The 17,178-nt window shown below is 45.7% G+C and carries 12 protein-coding genes; 6 read left to right on the top strand and 6 right to left on the bottom strand.

What is annotated here, in order from left to right; all coding sequences use genetic code 11:
* Positions 1-81: 81 nt before the first annotated feature.
* Positions 82-1,398 (bottom strand): multifunctional CCA addition/repair protein, encoded by a 1,317-nt coding sequence (locus AB4558_RS10025; RefSeq protein ID WP_136973933.1) that lies wholly within the window; start codon positions 1,396-1,398, stop codon positions 82-84.
* Positions 1,399-1,434: 36 nt separating this feature from the next.
* On the opposite strand from AB4558_RS10025, the gene AB4558_RS10020 reads away from it, so the two are divergent.
* The gene (locus tag AB4558_RS10020; protein WP_174233505.1) at positions 1,435-3,105 is read left to right on the top strand and encodes an ExeA family protein; all 1,671 of its coding nucleotides are present in this window, start codon (positions 1,435-1,437) and stop codon (positions 3,103-3,105) included.
* A complete protein-coding gene (locus tag AB4558_RS10015; protein WP_372073185.1) occupies positions 3,105-4,097 on the top strand; it encodes a general secretion pathway protein GspB in 993 nt (330 codons plus the stop codon). The genes AB4558_RS10020 and AB4558_RS10015 overlap by 1 nt, the downstream gene beginning before the upstream one ends.
* A gap of 105 nt (positions 4,098-4,202) precedes the next feature.
* Here the strand turns inward: AB4558_RS10015 and AB4558_RS10010 are convergent, their stop codons facing one another.
* The 3 genes from AB4558_RS10010 to AB4558_RS10000 form a co-directional block, all read right to left on the bottom strand.
* On the bottom strand, positions 4,203-4,814 hold the full coding sequence (locus tag AB4558_RS10010; protein ID WP_017062917.1) for a TIGR04211 family SH3 domain-containing protein: 612 nt from the start codon (positions 4,812-4,814) through the stop codon (positions 4,203-4,205).
* Between the two features lie 205 nt (positions 4,815-5,019).
* Positions 5,020-6,282, bottom strand: a complete 1,263-nt coding sequence (locus AB4558_RS10005) for an inorganic phosphate transporter (RefSeq protein ID WP_017062916.1) — start codon at positions 6,280-6,282, stop codon at positions 5,020-5,022.
* A gap of 128 nt (positions 6,283-6,410) precedes the next feature.
* Positions 6,411-7,091 (bottom strand): TIGR00153 family protein, encoded by a 681-nt coding sequence (locus tag AB4558_RS10000; protein WP_010434644.1) that lies wholly within the window; start codon positions 7,089-7,091, stop codon positions 6,411-6,413.
* A gap of 207 nt (positions 7,092-7,298) precedes the next feature.
* On the opposite strand from AB4558_RS10000, the gene AB4558_RS09995 reads away from it, so the two are divergent.
* A complete protein-coding gene (locus AB4558_RS09995; RefSeq protein WP_372073187.1) occupies positions 7,299-8,816 on the top strand; it encodes a CYTH domain-containing protein in 1,518 nt (505 codons plus the stop codon).
* A gap of 51 nt (positions 8,817-8,867) precedes the next feature.
* On the opposite strand, the gene AB4558_RS09990 is transcribed toward AB4558_RS09995, so the two are convergent.
* Positions 8,868-9,617: a potassium channel family protein gene (locus AB4558_RS09990; protein WP_102321461.1), complete on the bottom strand. Its 750-nt coding sequence runs from the start codon at positions 9,615-9,617 to the stop codon at positions 8,868-8,870.
* A gap of 97 nt (positions 9,618-9,714) precedes the next feature.
* Between AB4558_RS09990 and AB4558_RS09985 the strand changes: the two genes are divergently transcribed.
* The 3 genes from AB4558_RS09985 to hldE all read left to right on the top strand — a co-directional run bounded on the left by AB4558_RS09985 (position 9,715) and on the right by hldE (position 15,598).
* Positions 9,715-10,971 carry a methyl-accepting chemotaxis protein gene (locus tag AB4558_RS09985; RefSeq protein ID WP_048658011.1) on the top strand — a complete coding sequence of 419 codons (1,257 nt, stop codon included), beginning with the start codon at positions 9,715-9,717 and terminating at the stop codon, positions 10,969-10,971.
* A 225-nt stretch (positions 10,972-11,196) separates the two neighbouring features.
* Positions 11,197-14,046 (top strand): bifunctional [glutamate--ammonia ligase]-adenylyl-L-tyrosine phosphorylase/[glutamate--ammonia-ligase] adenylyltransferase, encoded by a 2,850-nt coding sequence (glnE, locus tag AB4558_RS09980; protein WP_372158774.1) that lies wholly within the window; start codon positions 11,197-11,199, stop codon positions 14,044-14,046.
* Between the two features lie 121 nt (positions 14,047-14,167).
* Positions 14,168-15,598, top strand: a complete 1,431-nt coding sequence (gene hldE, locus AB4558_RS09975; RefSeq protein ID WP_372158772.1) for a bifunctional D-glycero-beta-D-manno-heptose-7-phosphate kinase/D-glycero-beta-D-manno-heptose 1-phosphate adenylyltransferase HldE — start codon at positions 14,168-14,170, stop codon at positions 15,596-15,598.
* Between the two features lie 121 nt (positions 15,599-15,719).
* Here hldE and tolC read toward each other — a convergent pair whose 3' ends face one another.
* Positions 15,720-17,045: an outer membrane channel protein TolC gene (gene tolC, locus AB4558_RS09970; protein WP_372073191.1), complete on the bottom strand. Its 1,326-nt coding sequence runs from the start codon at positions 17,043-17,045 to the stop codon at positions 15,720-15,722.
* Between the last annotated feature and the right edge of the window lie 133 nt (positions 17,046-17,178).

Genomic DNA, 17,178 nt, shown 5'->3' with positions numbered 1-17,178 from the left:
ACATTTCAGGACGGGACAAATTGAAACAAAAGGCCCGCTTAACTGCGGGCTTTTTATACGTTTTAGGTAGAGCGGCGACGATTAACTGCTAGCGAGTTCTGATAGGGCGTTTTCAATTGCGATGGCTCTGCGTTTCTCTTGTTCTTCTCGAATATCTTTGCCTTTAAAACCATCGGTAATGATCGCTTTTACTTCGACTTGAAGCGCCGCTTGGTAGGCGACTTCAAAGCGCGCTTTTTGAGGGTAAGGCTGATCTTGTAACCCTTTTCGGCCTGCGTGGTCGGCCTGACAGCAAAGTAGTATATCGTCGAGCCTATCTGGCTTACGCCAGACATCGAACTTGTTGAGAACCTTGAGAAAGGTGGTTGGTTTGAGTTCGCCTGCGCGGTGGATATTAGAATGTTGCTCGCACACTAACAACGCAAGGTCTCTGAACTCATTGGGCACTCTCACTCGCTCACACAGTTTCTTGATTATCTTAACACCTGTGTGGCAGTGCATTTTATGGCTTGGCCATTCAGCTTGTGGTGTGACGCCTTTACCTAAGTCATGCACTTGAGCTGCAAAGCGTACCGGTAGCGATGGGCTTAATAGTGCGGCTTGTTGAGCAACCATCAGAGTGTGAATACCCGTGTCGATTTCAGGGTGCCATTTTTCAGGTTGAGGGACGCCAAATAGAGCGTCAATCTCAGGTAATACGACTGCCAATGCACCACACTCTTTCAATACAGAGAGGAACACTTCAGGGTGCGGTGTACTAAGAGACTTATGCCACTCTTGCCAAACTCGCTCTGCAGTAAGGTGTGCCAGTTCACCAGATTGGACGATCTCACTCATCATATCCATGGTTTCAGGTGCAACCGTGAAGTTAAGATGGTGAAGCTTGGCGGCGAAGCGAGCCACACGCAGTACACGAAGAGGGTCTTCAACAAAAGCGTCTGAAACGTGTCTTAAGATACGATCCGAGAGATCTTTCTGGCCATGATAAGGATCGTGAAGTTGGCCTTTATCATCTTGAGCTATAGCGTTGATGGTCAGATCTCGACGCATCAGGTCTTCTTCCAAACTCACGTCTGGCGCGAAGTAACATTCGAAGCCTGTGTAACCAGAGCCTGATTTTCTCTCAGTGCGAGCCAGTGCGTGCTCTTCTTTGGTTTTTGGGTGCAAGAATACCGGGAAATCTTTTCCCACAGCAGTAAAGCCAAGGTTTTCCATCTCTTGAGGGGTACTCCCTACCACGACCCAATCTCTATCATAACTATCAATATTGAGCAGCTTATCGCGCACTGCTCCACCGACTAGATAGCGTTGTAGCCCGTTGTCTTTTGGTAGGCTATCGTAAATTTGCAACTTATCACCTCGAAATGTTTTATCACTGCTGGACTTTACTGCAAGCAATGGTACTTTCCATTAATCGTAATTATAGGGCAGCACATGTATAAGGAATATTTTGGCTTCGTTGAGATGCCATTTTCGATTGTACCAAATTCTCGCTACTTGTTTTTGAGTCAGCGCCATCAAGAAGCGATGCAGAACCTACAAGCCGGTTTAGGCGAGGGTGGGGGCTTTGCGATGCTTACTGGTGAGGTTGGTACAGGGAAAACAACGGTCGCTAAGGCGATGTTGTCTTCATTGGATAGTCATACTCAGGCTGGCCTTATACTTAACCCTACGTTTTCAAATACGGATTTACTAGAAGCTATCTGCGATGAGTTTGAGGTCGAGTACCCAGAACAAGCATCGTTGAAACAGCTCAGTCAGGCTATTCATTATTTTATACTTGATAGCCATGCCGAAGGCATTCAAACCCTATTGGTGATCGATGAAGCCCAACACCTCGCTGCCGATGTGTTGGAGCAGTTACGCCTTCTAACAAACTTGGAAACCGACAATCGTAAGCTGTTAAAAGTACTGTTGGTCGGCCAGCCGGAATTACAACAGCACTTACAAACCACGCAGCTACGTCAGCTAGCACAGCGCATTACTGGTCGTTATCACTTACTGCCTCTTAATACCGAAGAAACGGGCAAGTACATCGCGTTTCGTTTGGAGACGGCGGGTGGCGAGCAGATGTTGTTTTCGAACCGTTCTATCAAGCTGATTGCTCAATATACGCATGGTATTCCAAGGCTCATTAACTTGGTGTGTGATAAAGCACTGCAGTTGGCTTTTCATGACGGTGAGCAGCTACCGAGCAATGAAACGGTTAACCGAGCGTGTCAGCAGGTTATGTCCTTTCAGGCCGATGTGTATCACGTCGAGAAAGCTCTAACTTCTCGTGTCGCGCCTAAGTTATTCCAATACGCAGGGATTGCGACGTTAAGCGTTGGTCTTGCAATAGCGACCTTTAACTTCGCTCCAAGCTATATCAATGCTTGGTTGCCTACGGATGCATCAAATGGAGCAAAGACGGAAGTGTTAGCACGTACTCAGCGTTCTTTGGTATCAGATGTTCCTAAGTTGGTTGCTGAGCCAAAACCTGCCAAGTTTGAATTGCCACAACACATTCAACAACATTTGATGCAGGGGACCAATCGTTCTCTCGCTATCAAAGACTTGTATACGCTGTGGGGATATCAATCTTCACTGCGTGATGGATTGTGCTTAAGTGAGCCACAAAGTGTTTTTGTGTGTGAGCAGCAGCAGGCCAGTTTGGATACCTTGTTAGAACTTGGTGTTCCTGTGGTACTTAATCTCGACATAGACCAAAAACCAGTGTTTGCTGTGCTGTATGGCGTGTCTAAGGATTCTGTCGAGTTACTGGTTAATGAAAAGCTGTTGGTGATGCCGAAGCAATCCTTAGAGCAAATCTGGCAAGGCGATTACGTCGCTATTTGGAAGCAGCCGCTGCGAGAGACCCTTAAAGAGGGCTATCAAGGTGAAGCGGTTGCTTTGCTTGATCTACTGCTTTCTGAAGTATTAGGAGAGGTTGTTTCCGGTAGTGATGTATTTGATTATGAGTTAAAAATGAAAATCGAAGCATTTCAAACGTGGCAAGGTATGTCTGTTGATGGCATTGCAGGTAAGCGCACCTTAGCAAGATTGCAGAGATTAGCTCAACTCGATTCGCCTAAGCTGATGTCACTAGAAGGGGGCGAAAGCTAATGTCACGTATTATGCACGAACTTAAACAGCCGTTTCACAAGCCATCTTCTATTAATCAGCACTCTCTTAGCAAACCAAGCTTCAAAGGCTACCAGAATCATCATGTTCCTAATTCTGCAAAAGGGATGAGCAACAAGCGAGGTTCATCGTTAGCGATGGGGCTACTCTTAATCTTGGTTCCTTCTTTGTTGGTGGGTGGCGTCTTGGCTTATCAATCGTATATCCAACAACAAGAAGCCGTGAACCAAGCTGCCAATGTCGCTCTGCCAGAATTTAAAACTGAATCAGACATTGAGCCTGAAATTGCGGATGCTGATATAGCAAGCATGGATGCCGTGTCTGAGGAAGAAGGTGCCTTGTTCACCGTTCGCCCTGCACCGGCGAGCCAACCGTTGAAAGCATTGCCACGCCAAGAGATGTATGCACAGATTGATTCTGGCGCTAATCGTGCAAACACCGCTGGTGGCTCAGCAGTGATCTTCGCTAATGCTGATAACAACACTCAAATGACAGCCAGTTCTGAATCGTCATCCGTTCAGCCAGGCGCGAGTGATGAAACGACTGCTCTGCAATCAAGCACTGATCAGCAATCAAATAGTGACTTACAATCGGACAGTGATCTGCTGCAAGGGCTAGACCTCAGTGAGTTGCCACCTGATTTGGCATTGAAGCTTGAATCCATTATGGGGGAGCAACAAAGCGCTCCTGAGCCGATGGATTCTAGACCCTCAGGGCAAAGGGGTTCTCAGGTCATTGAGTTGGAAACGCACACCAATAGCTTATCAGGCGTCCTTCCTAAGTTAGACCTACAAACCCATATGTACTCGAGCAGCGAAACCAAGCGTTGGGTAAAAGTGAACGGTCAAGAAGTGGCGCAAGGAGATTGGATTGGACAAGACATTCAATTGCTGGAGATTAAGCCACAATCGGTGATCATAGAGTTCAATCAGCAGAAGATAGAAATCCCAGCTCTGTACGAGTGGAAAGGCTAGCGAGCTCTAAAGGTATCTAGATAACAGACAAATAAAAAGGAGCACCTCGGTGCTCCTTTTTGATCTTCGATACTGAATTTACTGTACCTAATACAAGCGTTACGTCTACGCCCAACCGTTTGGTGATTTTCTGCGACGAGGCATGATGTGTGGCAGAACAAGGCCTAGAAGTAGACCAATACCCGCAACACCACCACCGTACATGAAGTACTTCAATAGTAGGTCGTCTTTTTGAGTGTCTAGCTTAGCGCGCAGTTCACGGTTCTCTGTTTGAGAACTCGTTAGCTGTTGGCTAATTTCACTGTAGTTCTGTTCTAGTTCAGCAATCTGCTTGTTACGAGAATCTAGAGAGCTTGCTAGGCCAGCTTTTTCGCTGTCAGCACTCTGACGAGCATTCGCTAGCTTGCCTTTAACTTCCGTCAGCTCTTTCTCTAGCTTAGGCATACGCAGTGCCATGCTTTCTTGAGTGCTTACAAACTTGCTTTCAACCCAACCTTTACGGCCACGGTTGTCTTGAATTTGGGTGTAACCCGTACTCTTGTTAGTTTGTAGGAATGTAATCTTTTCACCAGCATCAACACTACCGATGATACGGAATGTGTTGTTTGGGCCAGAATGCATATAAGTAAATAGTTTGTCAGCAATATAACGGTCTTGTGCAAAGGCAGCTGGAGCCGCAAGCATTGCGAACAAAACTAAGCTAATCAGTTTTTTCACAGTAAATCCCTTAACGATTCAAATTGGGTAGGCGTATGAGTCAGCCTCAATCAGCAAATAATATTTAGTTTCTTTATGCGGTGCAACAAAGAAGGGAGGCAAAGCCTCCCTTTCTGTGCGTTTGAGTCAATAATGACATGGCATTTACATATCGTTACTGAAGCTCACACTGTTCTGACGCTAGTATTCACTAACGCAGTCGCGATTACATAGTAAACGCAGCTTGAATTCCGTAGAAGAACACAACAGCAAGTAGAGCACCTGCAGGTAGTGTCACAATCCAAGAAGCCACGATATTACGTACAACGCCTAAGTTTAGTGCTGCGATACCACGAGCAAAACCAACACCTAAAACAGCACCAACGAGTGTTTGTGTAGTAGAGATTGGAAGGCCAGTACCTGAAGCTAGTACAACCGTACATGCAGTTGCAAGTTGTGCAGCAAAGCCACGGCTTGGTGTTAGTTCTGTAATACCAGTACCAACGGTTGCCATTACTTTATGACCCATTGTTGCAAGACCAACAACGATACCGAATCCACCTAGAGGAAGAATCCACCATGCGATAGTACTCTTACCTGTGATTTCACCCATGTGCTCAACGGTTGATACAACAGCAGACAGTGGACCAATCGCGTTCGCAACGTCGTTTGAACCGTGTGCAAATGCCATCGCACAAGCTGTGATAACCATGAGTACAGAGAAGATGCCTTCAACACCTGCAAAGCCGTGGTCTTCTTCGCGGTTAGCGAATTTCTTCTGGATGTATAGGTAACCGCCGATCATTACAAGCGCAGAAACGCCAGCAGCCCAAACCCATGCTTCAGTGTTGCTTAGGTGAAGACCAACGTGCTTAAGGCCTTTCTTGATGGTTACAAGTGCAATTACCATTGTTGTAATGAACATGTATACCGGTACAAAGCGTTTCGCGTTAAATAGCGGGTTCTCTGTATCAAAAATCAGTCGTTGAGCACTTACAAATATGACGTAAGCGAAGAAACCGGAAATAACCGGTGTGATAATCCAACTGCCCACAATGCCTTGAACGCTGTTCCAGTCTACCGCTTCAGTACCTACAGACACACAAGCGAAGCCGATGATTGCACCGATGATTGAGTGAGTCGTAGAAACCGGCCAGCCCATGTAAGAAGCGAGAAGTAGCCATGTACCCGCAGCAAGAAGTGCTGACATCATGCCGTACACAAGTACATCTGGTTGATGAGCGAATAGAGACGTTTCGATAACACCTTTACGGATCGTGTCTGTTACTTCGCCGCCCGCAAGGTAAGCACCTGCGAATTCAAAGATCATTGCGATAATGATCGCTTGTTTAACGGTTAAAGCTTTAGAGCCTACTGAGGTGCCCATTGCGTTCGCAACGTCATTTGCACCAATACCAATAGCCATCAAGAAACCGAAAGCTGCTGCAACAATAATCAGGACAGTGCCGTAGTTAGCAAGGATATCCATCGTAATACCTAGTTGTTTGATAACAAGCGGAACAAATTTAGACGCAAAAAACCGCTCAGCGAGAGGAATACTCAGCGCATAAGTGGTTTGTTCAAAAAATGCTCTTCGTTATATGGTTAACGTATGATTTAAGATCGAGAAAGCATTACTTCAAGACGAGCGCCTACACGCTGTGCTTGATCTGCAATACCACCAACCCATTCAAGAATTTTGTATAAGAACATGATATCAACTGGATTCAGATCGCCTTCAATTGCCATTAGTTGTTGGCGTAGTTCGATCTGCATCGCATCCGTGTCATCTTCAATTACATCTAATTGATGAATCATTTCGGCAACGAGTGTTACTTCACGGCCTTTAAAGCCAGTCTCAAGTAATTCGTCTAATTCATTGATTACGTTTTGTGCTTGGTTCGCTGCATCTAGACAACGTTTAACGTAAGCGATGAAGTTTTCTTGCATAGGAGCAGGAATGACAAGTTGACGACCATATACACGGCCAGCAATGTCTTTCGCTAGGTTTGCGAGTTTGTCTTGTTGCGTTAATAGCTCCAACATATCGGTGCGATCAACTGGCATAAACAAACCACGAGGAAGTTTAAGGCGAATTTCACGTTTTAGTACGTCAGCTTCTTTCTCAAGGTGAGAAATTTGAGCTCGAATTTCTGATGCTTTTTCCCAGTCACCTTTTGAAGAAACTTCAAAGAAATTAACTAGGTGAGAACAACATTCGTTCACGCATACTACGTGACGCTGCAAAGGTTTAATTGGGGACTTTGCAAATAACCCCATAATTGTATTTACTGGCATGGTCATCCAACCTAATAAATAATAACCTTAAAACAACATACACCATATTCATGGTGAAATGTTAAGCGATGGCTACAAAGTCGCGCATGTTAACCTAATCAATCTCTCATTAAAACTGTTTTAGATCATCATAAGGGCGATATTTCTGACTTGCCGACTTTTCAAATTGGCAATATCCTGTCCCTATCTTCACAGAAAGGTATAACTATGGAAACCGAGATAGAACTGAAGTTTTTTGTTTCTCCTGAATTTTCAGAGACTTTACGCAATAAAATTGCTGAAACTAAAGTACTTCAGCACAGTTGTCGTGAGCTAGGTAACATCTACTTTGACACCGCTGACAACTGGCTACGTAAGCACGATACAGGCTTACGCATTCGACGCTTTGATGACGTATTTGTACAAACCGTAAAGACTGCTGGTCGTGTGGTTGCTGGCCTGCATCAAAGGCCTGAATACAATGCAGAACACGACAGCAACGAACCTAAGTTAGCCCTGCACCCAGAGGATATCTGGCCAGCAGGTAAAGACATCGAAACGTTGCAAGCTGAGCTGACTCCTCTGTTCTCTACCAACTTCACGCGTGAGCAGTGGTTGATTGGTATGCCTGATGGTAGCCAAGTCGAGGTCGCATTCGATCAAGGCTTTGTTGAATCAGGCGACCTGCAAGAACCGATTTGCGAAGTCGAATTGGAACTTAAATCCGGTCAAACGGATGCGCTATTTACATTGTCTCGCCAATTCTGCGAACAAGGTGGCATGCGTTTGGGTAACCTAAGTAAAGCAGCTAAGGGTTACCGCCTTGCTCAAGGTTATCAAGGAGATGAAGTCACTCCTTTGACCTTAGTTGATACTGACAAAAGTGATACCGTTGAATCGTGTTTCATTCAATCTTTAGAGCATGCTCTCGCTCATTGGCACTATCACGAGCAGATTTTCACTGAGCGTCAATCGATTGAAGCGCTACATGAGATCAGTCATTCACTGAGCTTTATCCGCCAGACTTTCACCATTTATGGTGGCATTGTCCCTAGACGTGCGAGTGCTATTTTACGTCAAGAGTTGAAGTGGCTTGAGCAAGAGCTCGACTGGCTGAAAAGCTATGATCACTTCGAAGACTTGCTGGAAGATAAAGGCCATGTACTACGTAAACTCGATGCGCGTAAGTTCTTAGTCGCTGAGCTTAAAGAGATGCAAGAGCAACTGCCAGATCGTGAAGATCTGCTTACCTTGCTGAGCTCTGCTCGTTACACCGGTTTATTGTTAGATTTGAGCCGTTGGATCTTGTCTCGTGGCTGGCAGCCTTTCTTAGATGAGAAAGCGCGTGAGCAAATGGGTCGTGGTATCGAATGGTTTTCCGTGCAGCAACTCGATCGCACATGGGCAGACTTGATGGAAGCTTTCCCGCCAGAGCGAGTGATGACCAGCCAAGCGTATATTGAGCAGCAATACCGTTTGATGCGAAACCTATATTCTGGTGTGGGTTTCGCGAGTTTGTATGATGACGCTGAGCGAAACAGTTTCCGTTTACCTTGGGCCGATATGGTGCAAGGCATTGATGACTTGCTGGCACTTAAAACATTAGAGCCTTTGACTGAGAAGCTGGAAGGCGATGAGAAGCTTCAGCTAGAGCGTTGGTTAGCTCGTCAAGAAGTGTCCATTCTGCATGCGATGGAGCAGACACGCCAAATCAGTGTTGAGGTTGAGCCATACTGGCAAGACTAAACTCGATACCTGTATCAATAGAAGTATGAATTTGAAAATAGGGCTCCGGCCCTATTTTTTTGTTTGTTGCTCAAGTTTTTCGAGTCGCTCTAAGATTTTCTGTTGCTGCTCGATGATCTTCTCAAGGTGTTTCTCTTTGTTTTCCGCTCGTTGATTCTCATGATGAGTTGGGGAGGTGATCAAAGAAGTAATCAAGCCTGAAATCATACCAAACACACCGACACCACAGATGATCACCATTGAAGCCACTAACTGACCGGAAGTTGTCACTGGGTAATGGTCGCCATAACCCACAGTACTGATGGTCACAAACGCCCACCATAAAGCATCATGACCTGTAGTGATGTTGGCGTTCGGATCTTTGTGTTCCAATAGCAGGATCGTGCCAGCACCGATAGTCAGTAAGATCACCAAAAGCAGAATGATGGAAGCGAAAGTGGTCTCTTTCCTATTACGAAATAACTCTCTGAAAATACGTTTACTTGAACGCAGAACTAAGATGACTCGCAGAATTTGAAAAATACGGGCGAAACGAAGAGGCTCGATCATTGGGATACTTGCTAAGAAATCGATCCAGTGTACTTTTAGAAATTCTTTTTTGTTTTGTGATCTAAATAGATCAATTGTGAGCTGAAAAAGAAAAACACTACAGATTATAAAATCGAGGCCGATAAGGACTTGTTTCGATTCTTTATCGATCGGTACGAACAATAAGCCTGAGATCACAAATAACGCTAAGAAAGAGAGAATCAGTGACAATAAGCTCATCGGCTTGGTGGCGTCTTTGGTATTATTCAACATTCATACGAGGCTCAAAATAAATCGCGAACTTTGACTGACATAGCCACCTCGCGGATATAGAAGCCATCAATATATAAGAATTAATGGAGAACTGACAATGACTAAACTGTCATTCAAGCCGTGGGAAAGGATAATCTCTGACGTTCGTCTCGTTCCAAAAATGGTCATGCTGATGATATTCAGCACTATCTTGATCATTTCGAAGCAGCTTTGGGACGCAAGTACGTTTTACGATTCATTGCTTGCTGTAACCAACAATGCGCAAGTGGCACAGCAGCATTACGAGACTTACCTAGTTCAAGTGGCTTGGCAAACAGCCTTGATGATCATTGTGTTTGTGGTTCTTCTATTAGCAGCGGCGCGCGTTATGCTGCGTCAGACTCAATACCTTAATGACGCCATTAAAACCATGGCCGACAAGAACTTATCAGTGCCGATTCAAATGGACTGTAAAGATGAATACGGCGATGTGGCACGTGAACTCGAAAAAACTCGCGTTCAACTGAACGATATGATCAAAACTCAGGTGGCCTCTTCTGATGAGCTGTTTGCTCTGACGGAAGTGATGACCATCAGCATGTCTGAAACCAAAGAGTCAGCTCAAGAAGAGTTCAACGAGATCGATCAGTTGGCAACAGCAATGAGTGAGATGACGTCTACGGTACAAACTGTCGCTGAGCATGCGCAAAGCGCTTCGTCATTGACGGAACAGGCATCAGGCCAAGCTCTTACTGGTCAGAAGTTCGTTCAAGGATCAGTGTCTAAGATGAGTGAGCTATCTTCAGATATCGCAGCATCTGCAGCAGCGGTAAACCAAGTAGAAGAACGCGTTGACTCAATTGGCAGTGTGGTTGGTACTATCCAAGGCATTTCAGAACAGACAAACCTACTAGCATTGAACGCTGCAATTGAAGCGGCACGTGCCGGTGAAGCGGGTCGTGGTTTTGCGGTTGTTGCTGATGAGGTTCGTAACCTTGCACAGCGCACTCAGCAAGCGACGGTAGAGATTCAAGACATGATCAGTCATCTACAAAGCAGCGCTAACTCTGCGGTAGAACTGATGGAGAAGAGTGTTGTTGAAGCGGCTGAAGGTGTTGATCTGGTGACTAACGCGGGAAGTGAGCTTGACGGCATTGTAAGCCAAGTCAATCAAATCAATGATATGAACTTCCAGATCGCGACCGCTGCAGGCCAACAGAGCAGTGTTGCTGAAGAGATGAGCGTCAACCTGACCAATGTACGCGAGCTTGTTGAAGCTTCAGTTGTGGTGGTTGGTGAACTGCTCGAGACCTCTCAGCTTATGGAAAGTAACGCGCAAGAACTCGACGGTAAGATTAAGCAATTTAAGGTTTAGTCCTCAGCACCCAATCTTCATCCGTCAAAGGCTAATTCCCAGAGACTGTTTCTCGGTTGTAAGCTCAACCAGATAAGTTAATCGATAAAACGCCCACATTGCTAATGTGGGCGTTTTTTATTGGCGTAACTTTGGTATAACTTATCTTTAGTTATGAAAACTCGTTATTGAAGAACTGAATCGATAAACCGATTGTTCGGCGCGCAGCTTATACAAGGAAGAAACATGCCATTGCCTTCTCAACTCATCACTCACTCCCAGTCTGCTTTTGAGCAATTATTAGAGCATCAAAGTGAAGCCATCAATACTTGGTCTGAGCCACTGACTGAAGATCTTAAACGTGTACTCGGTTTAAGCTGTTTTATTGGTGATTGCCTGCAGCGTGATACGGTTTTATGTGGTGACTTACCTAATATGTTGGCATGCGAAGAACGCGCTGAAGGATACCGAGAACGCTTGGCTGAATTACTTTCTAGTTGCACCGATGAAATGAGCGGTCAGCGCGTGCTGCGTCAATTCCGAAATCGAGAAATGACCTACATTGCTTGGCGTGATTTTATGGGTTCGTGGGAGCTAGAGCAGAGCCTAAATCATCTATCGATGTTGGCTGAGGCGATGATCTTCGAAACCTACCAATGGCAGTACGATATTTGTTGTAAAGAGTGGGGCACACCTTGTAATGAACAAGGCGAAGCACAGCCGATGTTGATCATTGGTATGGGCAAGCTAGGGGGCGGTGAGCTTAACTTCTCTTCCGATATCGATCTGATCTTCACCTACCCAGAGAATGGTGAAACTCAAGGTGCAAGACGCAGCATTGCCAATGCGCAGTTCTTTACACGTCTCGGGCAACGTATTATTAAGGCGCTTGATCAGCAAACCTTCGATGGATTCTGTTATCGAGTAGACATGCGCCTGCGTCCATTCGGTGAGAGTGGTCCACTGGTCATGAGTTACGCTGCGCTAGAAGATTACTATCAAGAACAAGGTCGCGATTGGGAACGCTACGCTATGGTCAAAGCGCGTGTGATGGGCAGTGAGATGTACCCTGAGTATCAAGAGCTTCGCCAAATGCTACGCCCGTTTGTGTTCCGCCGTTATATTGATTTTAGTGCGATTCAATCTCTGCGCCGAATGAAGTCTATGATCAGCAGCGAAGTGCGTCGTCGTGGTCTCTCGAACAACATCAAGCTTGGCTCTGGTGGTATTCGTGAAGTTGAGTTTATCGCACAAGTCTTCCAATTGATTCGTGGTGGACGCGAGCCTAGCTTACGCGGTCGAGGGTTACTCGAAACCTTAAGTGCGATTGAATCCCTTCATCTGCTAGAGTCTGAAGAGGTGGGGCACCTACGTGAAGCTTATCTGTTTTTGCGTCGCCTTGAGAACCTGTTACAAGCCATGGCTGATAAGCAAACTCAAACCTTACCTGACGGTGAATTCGAACAACTGCAGCTTGCGGTTGCCATGCAATTTTCCGATTGGGATAGCTTGATTGTGGCAACTCGCGCCCATATGGCGAATGTACATACCGTGTTCGAAGACCTAATTGGCGTTGATGAAGATGACGCTAATCCGATCGCGAGCCACTTTAGCGAGTTGTGGGATATGGCCCATAAACCCGATGTAATTGAGCACGTGTTGGAACACGACATTGCGGTCGCGAGCCCGCCTGATGCGGCGAAAACGATCATTCAGTTTAAAGCCGATTTGGCTAAAAAGACTCTTGGCCCTCGTGGGCGGGAAGTCCTCAATCGACTGATGCCGAAAGTGTTTCAAGCGCTGTACACCGCTAAGGATGCCGAGTTTGGTTTGTCGCGAGTACTGCATCTGCTGCATAAAATCGTTACGCGTACCACTTACCTTGAACTACTAGATGAACACCCTGCCGCGTTGACTCAGCTAGTTCGCCTGTGTACGGCAAGCCCGATGATTTCGGAGCAGTTGGGTCGTTATCCAATTCTGTTAGATGAACTTATCGACCCTCAGCAACTCTACAATCCCGTGCCTTTAGAGTCTTACAAGACCGAGTTGCGTGATTACCTAGCCCGTATCCCTGAAGATGATATGGAGCAACAGATGGAAGGTCTGCGTCAGTTTAAGCAGACCTGTATATTGAGAATTGCAGCCGCGGATATTGCGGGTGCTCTACCTGTCATGAAGGTCAGTGATCACCTGACCTACTTAGCAGAAGCCATTGTGGAGGCGGGGGTCAATCAAGCTTGGTTACAAGTATCCGCCAAGTTTGGTGAACCGACCCATGTTAAAGATCGCGAAGGTCGCGGTTTTGCTGTCGTTGGTTATGGCAAAGTCGGTGGTTGGGAGCTTGGTTATAACTCCGATCTTGATATCGTGTTCATGCACGACTGCCCGGTACACATCTATACTGATGGAAAGAAAGAGATCGATGGACGCCAATTCTACTTAAGATTAGCGCAGCGTATTATTCATATTTTCTCGACCAGAACTGCTTCTGGCATTTTGTACGAAGTCGATACTCGCCTACGTCCTTCTGGTGCATCTGGTCTATTGGTGAGTCCAACCGATGCCTTTGACGAGTATCAGCACAATGACGCGTGGACATGGGAGCACCAGGCCCTCACTCGTGCTCGTATGATTTACGGTGATGACTTATTGGTATCTGCGTTTAACAAAACTAGGCATGAGGTTTTGTGCTTGGCGCGTGATGAGGCAACACTCAAAAAGTCAGTTGTGGATATGCGTGAAAAAATGCGTGGCCATTTAGGCGGTAAAAAAGCCGATCGATTCATGCTTAAACAAGATGCGGGCGGTATTACTGATATTGAGTTCTTGGCGCAATACTTAGTGCTGAGATACAGCAACGAAAAACCTAAGCTCACCCGTTGGTGTGACAATGTACGAATCTTTGAAAGCCTTTTGTCACAGGGGATTATGGACGAGCAGCAAGGCATGGCATTAACCAACGTCTATACGACGTTAAGAGATGAAATCCATCACCGTAATCTACTCAACCTTGATGCGGATGTGTCGATTGAGAAGTTTGAGATGGAAAGAGAACATGTTGTTCAAGCATGGAAGCAATGGATGGAAGCTTAACCAAGTCATAACGTAGTGACTGATGTGTCTATCTTGATAGGCTTTTACTCATTTATCTATAGTTTAGCCACTGTAATCAGTGTGCTAGACTCTAGCCAGATTCGATTTTTGGAGATCCATAATGAAACCAATTCTACCTGACTACAGCCAATCAGGCGTTCTTGTTATCGGTGACGTAATGCTTGACCGTTACTGGTATGGCCCAACTGGCCGTATTTCACCAGAAGCACCTGTACCCGTTGTGAAAGTAGAAAATAACGAAGAGCGTCCTGGTGGTGCTGCCAACGTAGCAATGAATATTGCCTCTCTTGGTGGGCATGCTCATATCGTTGGTTTGACTGGAAAAGATGAGCCTGCTGAGGTGTTAAAAAACACCCTAGGTGCACTAAAAGTTAAATGTGATTTCGTTGAGTTAGAAGACTATCCAACTATTACTAAATTGCGAGTGATGAGCCGAGGACAACAGCTAATCCGCCTTGATTTTGAAGACAAATTTGAGAACACGGATCCCGAGCTTGTTTTGTCTCGCATGGAACAAGCGCTTCCTAATGTACGTTCGGTAATCCTATCTGATTACGCAAAAGGTGCCTTGGAGCATGTGCAGAGCTTTATCCAAAAAGCACGCGCAGCAAAAGTTCCTGTGTTTATCGACCCGAAAGGCGCAGACTTTGAACGCTACCGTGGTGCGACTTTGCTTACGCCAAATATGGCTGAGTTCGAGCTGGTTGCGGGCAAAGTAAAATCTGAAGAAGAAATGATCGAGAAAGGACTCGCGTTAATCGAAGAGTTTGATTTCGAGGCTTTGTTGGTAACGCGCAGCGAACATGGTATGACTTTGCTTCGCAAAGGTTTGGAGCCATTCCACTTGCCGACTCAAGCGAAAGAAGTGTATGACGTGACAGGTGCGGGTGATACGGTTATCTCAGTACTGGCGGCTTCTGTTGCTGCTGGTAAGCCACTGGATGAAGCATGTGCATTAGCGAACGCCGCTGCAGGTGTGGTAGTTGGCAAACTTGGTACATCGACGTTGTCTACGATTGAGTTAGCGGAAGCGATTCATGGTAGCCAAGACACTGACTACGGCGTGATCTCTGAAGCGGCACTGGTTGAAGCGGTGAAACGTGCTCGTGCGAAAGGCGAGAAAGTAGTTATGACTAATGGTTGCTTTGATATTCTGCATGCTGGCCATGTTTCTTACATGAATCACGCGGCTGAGCTGGGCGATCGTTTGATCGTTGCGGTAAATACCGATGAATCAGTGAAACGCTTGAAAGGCCCTGGTCGCCCTGTGAACCCAACTGATCGTCGTATGGCGGTATTGGCTGGCTTAGGTGCAGTTGATTGGGTTGTGCCATTCTCTGAAGATACCCCTCAACGTTTAATCTCTGAGGTACTGCCAAGCATTCTTGTGAAAGGTGGTGATTACAAGCCTGAAGAGATTGCTGGTGGTGCGGAAGTGATTGCTGCTGGTGGTGAAGTGAAAGTACTTAACTTTGAAGATGGTTGCTCTACCACTGAAATCATTAAAGCGATTAAAGGTGGTCGAGGCTAGTTTTTAGTTTTTAGTTTTTGGCGTTAAGCTTTTAGTTAGGCAGTAAATCTCGCTTTAATCGATAATAAAAATGCCGCTCAATGAGCGGCATTTTTGTAACGGTAACTTGAGTAATTAAGAGTTACTTACTTGCTACTTTTAGACCTGCGTTTACATCAACAATGTCTTGTTCGCTTAGCGTACCAACTGCTTGACGAAGCTGAAGTACACTTAGGATGTAGTTGTAACGAGCATCTGAAAGGTTTTTGTTCGCATCATATAGACGACGAGTCGAATCTAGTACGTCAACGATAGTACGAGTACCTACATCAAAACCAGCTTCTGTTGCTTCTAGAGCAGACTGAGCAGAAACTACAGACTGTTCGTAAGCGCGTAGAGCACCGATCGAAGCGCTGATGTTGTTGTTGAATGCACGTACGTCTTTTACAACGCTACGGTAAGTTGCTTCTAGATCTTCACTTGCTGCAACGTAGTTGTATTCAGCCTGTTTAGTCAATGAAGTTGTGTTACCACCCGTGTATAGAGGTACAACTAAGTTCAAACCAATGTTTAGGTTGTCTTGGTCGTAATCAGTTGAGCTGTTTGATTGATCTGAAACAGCGTAGCTACCATCTAGGGTTAAGCTTGGTAGGTGACCAGAGCTTGCTAGAGAGATGTTGTCTTTTGCTACGTCTTGAGAGATACGTGCAGCCAATAAGCTAAGGTTCTTTTGTTCTGCTTGTTCAACAAGTGCAACTGCAGACTCAGAAGATTTGCTTGCTGAGAAACGATCAGTATCTAGGATGCTTAGGTTAGAGTGTTCCTGACCTGTAATCTCACGAAGACCTTCGTAGCTATTCGTTAGGTCGTTCTCTGCAAGAACTTCATCAGCCAAAACACCATCGTACTGAGCTTGCGCATCATGTACATCGGTGATTGCTGAAAGACCTACTTCAAAACGTTGCTTAGTTTGTTCTAGTTGACGAGCAACCGCTGCTTTCTCTGCACGAACAAATTCTAGGTTATCTTGAGCGCGAAGCACTTCGAAGTATGCTGTCGCAACACGAAGGATCAAGGCTTGTTGTTCTGCCGCGTAAGCTGAATCAGATTGACGAGCGGTTTTCTCTGCCGTATCTAGTGTGATCCATGAAGAACGCTGGTAAAGCTCTTGGCTGAAGCCGATAGCAGCTCCCCAAGTGTTGTTATCAATGCTTGAATTACCAACACCTGATGTATCTCGATCACCACGATTAATGTCGTAGTTTGCTGTTAGGTTGATTTGCGGTAACAAAGAGCTACGACTTGACGTTACTGCTTCAAAAGCGGCATCGCGCTGCGCTGCTGAACGAAGAAGTTGTGGATCGTTCTGTTTTGCTTGGTCGTAAACTTCAGCTAGCGTATCAGCAAAAGCTGACGAACTCAGGCTGCCAATTGCTGCACTGATAAATAGTGGAAGCAGTTTTTTCATTTTCCTATTCCTGCCTTTTATGGAATTTTCTTTAGAAGAGTTTAACCCAGTTTGGTGGTAATTTACTCGAAACTTTGCACTTTTTTACAGTTAACTGTCCACTTGTGCAATATTTATTTTTTAAAGCTTAACT

The organism is Vibrio sp. 10N.222.51.C5 (assembly GCF_041474575.1).
GTDB classification, from domain to species: Bacteria; Pseudomonadota; Gammaproteobacteria; order Enterobacterales; family Vibrionaceae; genus Vibrio; species Vibrio crassostreae_C.
Note: the sequence above shows the minus strand (reverse complement) of the source record. Positions and strands in the feature narration are given on the sequence as shown.